At 59.4% G+C, this 10,150-nt stretch carries 7 protein-coding genes; 2 read left to right on the plus strand and 5 right to left on the minus strand.

The features are described from left to right. Positions 1-875: 875 nt before the first annotated feature. From Q0Z94_RS09925 to Q0Z94_RS09940, 4 genes are all read right to left on the minus strand, one after another. On the minus strand, positions 876-2,156 hold the full coding sequence (locus Q0Z94_RS09925; protein WP_298069284.1) for a TRAP transporter large permease: 1,281 nt from the start codon (positions 2,154-2,156) through the stop codon (positions 876-878). Between the two features lie 11 nt (positions 2,157-2,167). Beyond that, complete coding sequence (locus tag Q0Z94_RS09930; RefSeq protein WP_298069286.1) at positions 2,168-2,785, minus strand: TRAP transporter small permease; 618 nt, start codon at positions 2,783-2,785, stop codon at positions 2,168-2,170. Between the two features lie 80 nt (positions 2,786-2,865). Next, the gene (locus tag Q0Z94_RS09935; protein WP_298069288.1) at positions 2,866-3,876 is read right to left on the minus strand and encodes a TRAP transporter substrate-binding protein; all 1,011 of its coding nucleotides are present in this window, start codon (positions 3,874-3,876) and stop codon (positions 2,866-2,868) included. Between the two features lie 166 nt (positions 3,877-4,042). Then, positions 4,043-7,084, minus strand: a complete 3,042-nt coding sequence (locus Q0Z94_RS09940; protein ID WP_298069290.1) for a hypothetical protein — start codon at positions 7,082-7,084, stop codon at positions 4,043-4,045. Between the two features lie 335 nt (positions 7,085-7,419). Here Q0Z94_RS09940 and Q0Z94_RS09945 point away from each other — a divergent pair, with 335 nt between their 5' ends. Next, entirely contained in the window at positions 7,420-8,649 is a 1,230-nt protein-coding gene (locus Q0Z94_RS09945) for an MFS transporter (protein ID WP_298069292.1), read from the plus strand. Between the two features lie 2 nt (positions 8,650-8,651). Here the strand turns inward: Q0Z94_RS09945 and Q0Z94_RS09950 are convergent, their stop codons facing one another. Then, on the minus strand, positions 8,652-9,212 hold the full coding sequence (locus Q0Z94_RS09950) for an alpha/beta fold hydrolase (protein ID WP_298069294.1): 561 nt from the start codon (positions 9,210-9,212) through the stop codon (positions 8,652-8,654). A 554-nt stretch (positions 9,213-9,766) separates the two neighbouring features. Here Q0Z94_RS09950 and Q0Z94_RS09955 point away from each other — a divergent pair. Continuing rightward, a partial coding sequence (locus Q0Z94_RS09955; RefSeq protein ID WP_298069296.1) for a hypothetical protein occupies positions 9,767-10,150 on the plus strand: 384 nt, incomplete at its 3' end.

The raw sequence follows: 10,150 nt of genomic DNA on the forward strand, positions 1-10,150 counted from the left end.
TGGGTAGACGTCTGCAGGGACTGGCAGAACTGACGCGGCGGGTGCGGCCCCTGCACGACACGCCCGCCGTTTTCCCCGCGGTCAGACCATCTCTTTTTTCCTTTGGGATGGAGGCTCCGGCTTTCCGGATGCCGCCTCACCCCGTCTGACCAACGTGCAATCAGCCGTGGAAAGTTGAAGAGCGCACGGAACATGCCGTGGGCGGCGTCTGTCCCCTCGGCGTCAATGAAGGCGTGGACGTTTATCTGGATATTTCCCTGAAGCGCTGGCCAGCGCCTTTCCCCGCCTGCGGAAGCCCAGCAGCAGTATCGAACTCAGCCCGGAAGAACTGGAAGTCTGCGCCTGCGCCAAAGGCTGGGTAGACGTCTGCAGGGACTGGCAGAACTGACGCGGCGGGTGCGGCCCCTGCACGACACGCCCGCCGTTTTCCCCTCACGGACAGAGCGTTCTCTTTTCTCCTTTGGGATGGAGGCTCCGGCTTTCAGGCCGGATGCCGCCTCACCCCGTCTGACCAACGTGCAATCAGCCGTGGAAAGTTGAAAAACGCACCGGCACACCGTGGGCGCGCCTGTCCCTTCCGGCGGCAGCGAAGGCGTGACGTTTATCTGTATGTCTCCCTGTATGTCTCTCTGGATTCTCTCTGGATTCTCTCTGGATTCTCTCTGGATTCTCTCTGGATGCCGCCCTGAAGCGCCCACCCAAAAAAGTCCAGGTACAACACCCTGAAGAACTACTCTGCCTTTTCCGTACTCCTCTCTCCCGGCCTTACCTTCCCCGGCGCTGGTATACCAAAAGGAGCCGAAGCGTTTTCGCGCTCCGGCTCCTGGGTGTTACGCAGGTGTCTTGTCAGACACTTGGGGCGTATTCCTCTTCCGTTACACCAGCCAGTTCATGGGGATGACGGAGATCTTGGGGAAGACGGTCAGTATGATGAGCATGATGGCTTCCACAAGGAGGAAGGGAAGCAGGTTCTTGACCAGGGCGGGCAGCTTGATGTTGCCGATGCCGCAGATCACATAGAGAACCGTGCCCACCGGCGGCGTGATGACGCCGATGCCGAGGTTGAGGATGAAGATCAGGCCGAAGTGGTACGGATCAATACCGGCGTCCATAATCAGCGGATAGAACACGGGCGCGAAGATAAGGACGTTGGGGGTCAGATCCATGACCATGCCGATCAGGAACAGGAAGACGTTGATGAGTAGCAGCAGGATGATCGGAGAATCCTTGAACGGCGCAAACAGCGAAATGATCTGCTGCGGGATGTCCGCCAGGGTGATGTAGTAGCCGATGGCGGTGGCCGTGGTAACGATCATCATGACCGCGGCGGTGGTACGCGCGGAAGATGCGCTCACTCTCAGAAGATCCATGATGCCGATTTCCCGGTACCAGAACAGGCACACGATAATGGCGTATACCGCGGCAAAGGCGCCGCCTTCGGTGGGCGTGAACACACCGAAGCGGATACCGCCGAGCAGCAGCACGGGCATCATGAACGCGGGCGTGGCGTCGATGAGAATCTTCTTCTTTTCCTCACGGGTGAACTTGATGGTTTCCTTGTAGCCATCGATGCGGACAATGATGAACCACATGAGCATGAGGGCCAGGCCGATGAACAGGCCGGGGAACAGTCCGATCATGAACAGCTTGGTGATGGACAGTCCGCTCACGACGGAGCCAAGGATAATGAAGTTCGTGCTCGGGGGAATGATGGGTCCGAGGATGGCGCCGGAAGCGATGATGGCGCCGGCGCGTCCGGGCTTGTAACCCACCTGCTTCATCATGGGCAGGAGCAGACCGCCGAGAGCCGCGGCTTCACCCACGGAGCTGCCCATGAGTCCGGCGAAGATGACGGAGGCCACGATGGCGGCATAGCCAAGGCCGCCGCGCACCCCGCCGATAAGGAGCTGGGCGAACTGCACAACGCGCTTGGAAAGGCCGCCCGCGGCCATGATCTCACCGGCGAACACAAAGAAAGGAATGGCCATCAGCGGATAGTTGTTCGCGCCGTCGAGCATACAGGAAGCGATGGTCATCGGATCCCACATATCGGCATGGAACATGAGCACCATGGCGCAGAGCAGAAGCACTATGGCGATGGGGATGCCGAAGCTCAGGAAGACGAAGAGGGATCCCAGAAAAAGAAATAGTTCCATATCCTCTCTCCTTAGTGCTGAGGCTCAGCCGGGTCTGTCCCCGAAAGATTCCTGGGTTCGGACGCGGAAGCTTTGGCCGCATCCAGCTCATTCTCCTCGCTGCTCAGCGCGCGCTCCATGCCCGAAACCTTCTTGAATTCGGAAGCGGGAGTGCGGATGATGGCAATGAGGTCGCGAAGCTGAAGCACGATGGCGGCAGCGGCCATGATGGGCAGCATGATGTTGATGATGGCCATGTTGACATAGGTCGCGATGGCGTAGGTGTCCAGTGTCTGGAGCACATAGATGATGCCGCCCTGAAGGAGAACGCCGAGCGCGCCGAGTGAGAACAGGATGGCGATGATGTTCATCGCCTTGCGGCAGTTGCCCTGGAGCAGGTCAACGACCATTTCCACGGCGATGTGCTTTTTGCGGTAGAAGGCTTCGATGGCGCCAAAGAAGGTGATATAAATGAAGAGGAAGCGCGCCCATTCCTCACTTGGCGGATATCCGGAGTTGAAGCAGTAACGCAGAAAGGCGTTAAGGAACACCAGACCAATCATACCAAGGAAGATGCAGGCGCAGAACATCTGGCACGCCAGCGCACCGGCTTGATTGGCCTTGTTTCTATTCTTTATGGATTCACTCATGGCGAAGACCTCAGAGTACCGGGCAGAAATTCTAAAAAAGGGAGCCTGCCCTGAAGCAGGCTCCCCGAAGAGAGGCAGGATTACTTGAAGCTTTCAGCCTTGGCGAAGATCTCGTCGGCATTGGGCACATACATCGTGGGGGTGTTGGGGTCCTTAAAGAGTTCCCAAGTGCGGTGCGCGGCCTCGAGCATGTGGGCCTTCATTTCGGGAGTGGCTTCCGAAACCTTGCCGCCGTTCTTTTCGATCTCGGCGATAGCGGTCTTGTCCAGTTCTTCCACGAGCTGCCACACGTCTTCAGCGGCCTTCTGAGCGGCTTCGTTGAACCAAGCCTTGTCCTGATCAGGCAGGGACTGATAGAGCTTTTCGTTGATGAAGAGGGCATGGATAACGAGGATGTGGCCGGTCATGGTGATGTTCGGGCACTTCTCGTAAACCTTGGTGGAGGTGATGTCGGAGAAGGGGCTGTCGCCGCCGTCGATAACGCCCTGGTCAACGGAGCTCATGACTTCAGCAAAAGGCATGGCCTGGCCGTTGATGCCGCAGTTTTTGGCGAAGGTGGTGTACAGGGTGATGTTCGGCACACGGAGCTTGAGGCCCTTGACGTCGTCAATGGTCTTCACCGGGTTCTTGGTGTAGAAATGACGGAAGCCCAGAGGGAACATGCTGAGGCAGCGCAGACCGGACTTTTCCGTGAAGCCCTTGGTGAGGAGGTCGAACACGCCGCCGTTGATGGCGCGGTGGGCGTGGGCGTAGCTGTCATACATCATGGGGGTTTCCATCATGGCCATGGCCGGATGGAAAGAGGCCACCTGCGTACCGGTCGCGTTCATTTCAACGGTGCCGCGGCGGGTATCGGCGATGTACTTGTCTTCCTTGCCAAGCGTACTGTTGGGATAGACCTTGACCTGGTACTTGCCGTTGGACAGCTTTTCCAGATATTCGCCGAACTTGTGCATACCAATGGTTTCGGGCTCACCCTCAGCCTTCATGCCGGCGATTTTGATGACTTTGGCGGCCTGAGCGGTACCAACCATGGCGGTAGCGCCAAAAATCAGTCCCATAGCCAATGAGAACGCCACTAATTTCTTCATAAGTCCTCCTCGAACTTGGTGGAAAATGCTTCCAGAAAACGCTTCCCATCTCTGGGAACAAGGATGCACCGGCACAACGCCTTTTTGTATCCTGTCTCTTTCTTACTACGCTTGGGAACATATGGCAATGGGAATGAAGACAAAAATTTGCCTTGTGACTAAAAATTCATGGCCGGGAAGAGAGCACCGCAGCTTCTGCCGCACCGGACATGCGTTCATTAAAAGTGATGGAAGGCAACGTCTGCACGGCTTTCCGCCCCGGGCGGCAGAGCTTCATCACCGTGTGCAGGTACTCGCGCCGCTTGTCCAGATAAAAAGCGAGGGGCTTGGAAAAATTCCGTCCGACAAGTCCGTCCACAAAAAGCTGGCTGATCTCGCGTTCGCGCAGCAGCACGAGCTGAGAGCGGGCGAAGACCACCCTGTCGGCCTGAGACATTTCCTTCACAATGCGCTGGAAGGCATCCTGCGCCCGCGGCTGATAAAACCAGAAATACATGAGGTCGAGAGCGTTGATGATCAGGGACTGCTCAAGCTGACGGGCCTCGCCGGACATGCCACCCTCGCGGCCGGAAGGCCGGGCCAGCTTGATGAGAATGTCCTCTTCGGGGAAAAGCAGTTCCAGCCGCGTGTAGCAGGAAAACACCCGCGCCAGCTTGCCCTGGTAGTCCCAGCGGCGCATACGGCGGTTATTCTGGCTGTCGGCATAGCCCTCGATGACGGCGGCCACCGTATCGGAAGCCAGTTTGGACACGATGGCGGCGCCGGGAACCATGTAGAACAGGGGATCCTGCACGTTGAACAGCATGAGGATGAACAGGAAGAACTGGTTGTACCAGGACGAGACGGGAATGGCGAGTGCGCTGCGGAACAAATTGCCGATGGCGGCCTCCCGCGGGAAGCCGCGGTAGATGTTGTGGGCACAGATATAGATGGCGTTGACGAAGTTCAGCACGGTGAACACCACCACGGGATGTTCCCGCACACTCAACCCTAGCAGGTCTTCGAGGAACCAGACGCGCACGATGACTTCCAGCAGGGCCACGGATATGCCCGTGTACATGAGGGAATCGCAGATGCGGCTGACGCTCACATGATCCTTCCAGCGCAGCAGCGTGGTGCGCGACCGCCCGTTGCCGGCCACGACCATCTGAATGATGTTGCGCACGCCGGTGATGCCAAACCAGATAAAGGTGCCGAACCACGCCAGGAACCACCAGTCCTGCGTATAGAGGAAGGAGGCCACGGAGGGAATGAAGCCCGCCATGACCTTGATCCAGTTGGTCACGGTGGTGCTGAGATAGGCCGAACCCGGGCTTTCCTGCTTCTTCTCCGGTTCCTTCTCAAGAAGTCCGTTGGAGCGCTGCGCAGAGACACCGCCCAGAGTGACGAGATTGCCGCAGCGGCAGATCTGGCTGTCGTCATCGGGCGTCCAGGTGCGCCGCCGCTTCTGGCCAAAATGCCTGAGTCCGGGAAGCCTGCGCAGCGCCTTCATGAGCGGAGACACGGCCTCCCGTCTGTCCTCGTAGCTCACGACCTCACGGATGCGCGTGGCGACGGGAATCTCGCCCATGTAGGCGCTGTTCTCGCGCAGGGTCTTCTTGGAGCGCGCGGGCAGCGTCTGGGTGTAGACAAAGCCCATTCCGAAGGAATGTTCGCTGGTGCGTGAGGAACTGGAACCGATGCGGGTCTTCAGCGGATTCTTCCGGTAGTATTCCCAGAGCGTGGGGATATTGGCCAGAATCTCGCCGAACTTCCACGCCCTTTCGATGTCGCCCTGAGCTTCGAGCCGGTCGAGAATCTCATGGACGATCTGCTTGATGCGCGGCCCGCGGCCCTCGTTGAGGACGCGCTGAAGCTCGTTGATGGCCGAAACCTCGTTGAGCTGACCATCGTGCCAGTCTTTAAGGTTAAAAAGCTCAAGGTGGGTGATGGCGCAGTCGCAGTCGTAGAGCAGTTCCAGCACGTCGGGCACATTGAGTCCGGCCAGATTCAGGATGAGGCGGTAACCGGTGTTCAGGCTGGTCAACTCCTCCACCATCGCGGCGGGGGAACGCCTGAGCATGGCGGGCACGTCTTCTTCGCCGGTCTCGGGCAGGTCTGAGCCGCTGATCCACTCCCGGACTATGGTGGAACTCGTCAAAACATCGAGCCGGCGCAGTTCCTCCAGCGCCGCTTCCGCGTCTTCCTGCCTGTGGATGCGCTGTTTCAGAAAATCCGCACGTTCCTCAATGAAGGGCAGAACGTGGGAATGCAGACACTCGGCAAGATGCTCCATGGAAGGCTGGCCCACGCCGATGCAGTTGGAAAGCTCCCCGGGTGAAAGTTCGGGAAGGCTCACGCCCCACTCTTTTTCCAGCGCGGGCCGCTTGTCCCTGTTCCAGGCCTCCAGGCTGCGAAGCACCCGCTTGCGCCGCCATTCCACAACTTCCTGCCCCTGGGCCGTGAGTGCGCGGATCTTGTCCGTCTGAAGAAATTCGAGAAAGTCGGCGGAGGCGGTGAAGCCGCGGGGCGCCCAGACCATGCTGATATAACGGCCGCGGAAGGGGCACTGGAATTCCAGCCCCACACGGACGTGTATGCCCATGATGGCTGCGGCCTCCAGAATTTCCTTGGCAGCGGTGTAGTCGATATAGTTGGAATAGACCACGATGATGTAGCGCAGACCCTTGATCCAGGCGTCCATGATGAGATGCGTGGGAGTCTTGCGCCCGCGGGAATGGGCGTCATAAACATGATCATCGAAGGCGAGCTGATTCCACTCTTCGGGCATTTCCGGCAGGTGGTAGCGCGCCAGCATCCTGCGGACAACGCGGGGCGTTCCCTGCGCGGCCTTGCGGAAGTCATGGGCCAGTTTGAGCTGGGTTGCGGGGTCGCCGTGGGCCTGCACAATGCCCTTCATGATCTGGATGAGGACGCGGGCGGTATTACGCCGCAGCATGGAACGGGCGCTGCTCAAAACTTCGTCGTACAGGGCCTGAAGCGCCATCAGGCGGTCGTCCGCCTGCCCTGCTTCCAGATTGGTGAGCAGATTGACCACCGCATACGCCACACGGGAAACGCGGGAGATCACCAGTCCCTTGATGCCGTGGGGATGCAGGTTCGCGTCAAAAACGGTCTGAGACCTGACGTCGGACGCCCCCTCAAGGATTCTGTTGACCATGGACAGAATTTCTCTGTCGCTGCTGTCAAAATACCATTCTGCCTTCATGATGACCTCACCTGTCTGCCCGCAAACGCCCTCCTTAAAAGAAGAAGAAAGGACTATGGACTTTTCCTTTTTCTATTCTTTGTTGTGACGGCGTGTCAATCATGATTTTTTTCACATCTCTCTGCCCCTTGCGGGAGGCGAAAAACTTGCCAGCCAGACGAAAGCTCTCTATACTTTACGCCCTGCGAGGCCGTCCATGCGCAAGAGAGCAAGCACCGAAAAACACAGCCAAACTTCCCCCGCGGCAGTGCCGCCGGCAAAGCGCCCTGCCGCTTTCAACTTCCGCCGCGGGCCGTGCGGAAAGAACGCACTGCCGCCTGTCTGAGGAGGTCACCATGCCTGAAGAAACGGTCTCTCCCCGCCGTCAGGTGGTGATCTTCGCCCTCATTACAGCGGCCTGCGTCGCCGGGGATGCCATGCTCTATGTGGCCCTCCCCCTCTACTGGGCGGAGGCCGGGCTGAATTCCCTGTGGGAAGTCGGCATACTGCTTTCCGCCAACCGCCTTGCACGGCTGCCGCTCAATCCCCTCATCGGCTGGCTCTATTCCCGCCTGAGCACCCGTTCCTGCGCGCTCTTCGCTTCCGTGCTTTCCGTCGCCGTCACTGCGGGCTACGCCTATGCGCAGGGCCTTGCCGCGTGGCTGGTTCTGCGCTTCCTCTGGGGGCTGTGCTGGTCGCTGCTCAAGCTGGGCGGACTGTTCACCGTCATGGATGTGTCCGGCCCGCACGACAGGGGCTACCTCATCGGTCTGTACAAGGGAACCTATCAGCTCGGCAGCCTTGCGGGGATGCTTGGGGGCGGCATACTGGCCGATCTCATGGGTCTGCGCGTCACGGCCCTCGCCTGCGCGGGGCTGGCTGTGGCCGCCATTGTCCTGTCCGCGGCCGCGGTTCGCCGCATCGCGCCCACCAAACGCCGGACGCCCGCAGGAGAAAGAACGCCGCTCGGCGCCCTGCTGCGCTCCCCCTCTCTGCTCTGGGTGCTGGGAACGTGCCTGTTCGTCTCGCTGCTCATCGAAGGCTTTTTCGCCTCCACGCTGAGCGCCTTCCTGGAAGGACACTGGGGATCACCGCTCTCCGTCTTCGGTCTCGCCGTGGGCTGTGCCACGGCCGCAGGAACCATTCAGGCCATGCGCTGGGGCTGGGATCCGTGCTTTGCGCCCGTTGTGGGCAGACTTTCGGACGGCCGCCTCGGGCGCACCGCGCTCTTTGCCGGAGCCTGCTGGATCGCCGCCGCACTCTTCGCCCTCGTCACCGTGCCCATGCCTCTGGTCTGCGGACTGCTCCTGCTGCTCTGCGTGGAGCTTTGCTGCACCTTCCTGTCCACGCTTTCCGACGCGCTGGCCACGGATCTGGCCGCCCGCTCGCAGGCCGTCTTCGTGATCACGGCCTACACGCTGGCCGTCGATCTCGGCGCGGCCCTCGGCCCGCTGGGAGGCTTTGCCCTGACCGATCTCTGGGGCATGGATGCGGCCTACCTCTTTGCCGCCGCCCTGCTGCTCTTCTTTGCCCTGCGCTGGACCTTCCGTCCGCCGCTGTCCCGGAAAAACGCCGAGGCGGAATGAGGTCAGGCCCGCCCGCCGAGGCCTTCAAAAGAAAAAATCATGTCCAGAAAGGGTGTGCCGAATTCCCGAAACATGCCCCGCGCATCGGCGTGGCGGAGCTGGGAGGGCACACGGTTGAGACCGGCCTGCGCCACCTGTTCCCACGGCCGCCCCAGACGGGCGACGTTGTTCTCGCGGCTCCACGCCGCCAGATCATACGGCAGGTAGACGTTCAGCCAGCGCCGAACCTGCAGCAGGAAGCGCGGTCCGCGCACGCCCACGGGATCCAAGGTGACGAGCGCGTCCACGGGCACGCCGCGGCAGGCGGGGTGCGCCAGCACGTCAAGGGCCAGCGTGCTTGCCCCCCAGCTATGTCCGATGAGGGCAATGCGGCGCCCGGCCCGGCCGTAGCGGGCGATGATCCGGCGCATATCTCCCGGCTCCGGCGTGTAGTTTCTGCCGTTCACGCTCACCCGGACGTCGCCGCGCAGGAAAAGCAGTACCTCGCAATTGTCGTTGATGTACAGCCGTGACTCATACTTGCTGCTGACTGTATATTTCTTGCGTACTGTGATGTCCTTCATTGCTTTTCCTGTCCTTAAATCAACAGCAGGGCAATCGCTCACGCCTCTGTTTTTCCTAAGTATTAGTAATTATGCAGATCCTGTATTAAGAATTCACAAATGTACCCCGGGAAAATTCTGTCGTTTTGTCTATTCTAACGTGAAATACGAGCTGATAAAATATCCGATGTTGCCTTTTGACTATCGCAAATTGCTTTTTTGCTTCCGGCCTTTCAAATATTGTCCCGCGGTCTTTTGCGACGGCGTTTTTTGCGAAAGCGCCCCTTTTCGACCCGGCCGGAGCCGGCGCAATGCCAAGTTTCATACAGTTTGAGAGCAATTATCGTCATTTTCGGGCCTTATTTATTCAATAAAGTCATATTCCATTTATTTTTTCCGCCGCGCCGCCGCGGCAAAAACGGCCACCTCCGGGCCGCTTTTTTGCCAAAAAACGGCCCGATTTCCCTCCCTCCCGCCCCCGCCGGGGCATTGACAAAATCCGCCGGGACAATTACAATGGACGCGATCGAACAAGAATCGTCAACTGTATCTGCTTGAAAGAAAGGCGGTAAAAAATGCCCCCAGACGCCAGAATGTCCTCTGTCAACGACCGGTACAGGATCCCCCACCCCAAGACCCTCCGGGAGGTGCCGCGCTATCTTGGCAAGGTAGCGGGGACCTTCGCCACGCGGCTCCTTTACATCTTCCGGCTGGTCTGGGAGACGAAAAAGAGCCTTTTTCTCATTATGCTCCTGATGTGCGCCGTCAACGGCGTCCTGCCGGTGGCGGGCTCCGTGGTGGGGGCGGAGATTCTCAACGAGCTGGCATTGGTGTACGGCGGCGCGGACCTGGCGATACGGGGCGTGGCGGTGCTGCTTATATGCCAGTTTTCCATTATGTTCCTCACCAGTGCCGTACAGCGGGTATACAATATGTTCAACAGCATCTCCGGGGAGCTG

The sequence above is a fragment of the uncultured Mailhella sp. genome, assembly GCF_947631555.1.
GTDB lineage: Bacteria > Desulfobacterota > Desulfovibrionia > Desulfovibrionales > Desulfovibrionaceae > Mailhella.

Bases quoted from the DNA above. Each gene is read 5' to 3' on its own strand.
- Q0Z94_RS09925 (WP_298069284.1), bottom strand. From the start codon at position 2,156: ATGGAACTATTTCTTTTTCTGGGATCCCTCTTCGTCTTCCTGAGCTTC.
- Q0Z94_RS09930 (WP_298069286.1), bottom strand. From the start codon at position 2,785: ATGAGTGAATCCATAAAGAATAGAAACAAGGCCAATCAAGCCGGTGCG.
- Q0Z94_RS09935 (WP_298069288.1), bottom strand. From the start codon at position 3,876: ATGAAGAAATTAGTGGCGTTCTCATTGGCTATGGGACTGATTTTTGGC.
- Q0Z94_RS09940 (WP_298069290.1), bottom strand. From the start codon at position 7,084: ATGAAGGCAGAATGGTATTTTGACAGCAGCGACAGAGAAATTCTGTCC.
- Q0Z94_RS09945 (WP_298069292.1), top strand. From the start codon at position 7,420: ATGCCTGAAGAAACGGTCTCTCCCCGCCGTCAGGTGGTGATCTTCGCC.
- Q0Z94_RS09950 (WP_298069294.1), bottom strand. From the start codon at position 9,212: ATGAAGGACATCACAGTACGCAAGAAATATACAGTCAGCAGCAAGTAT.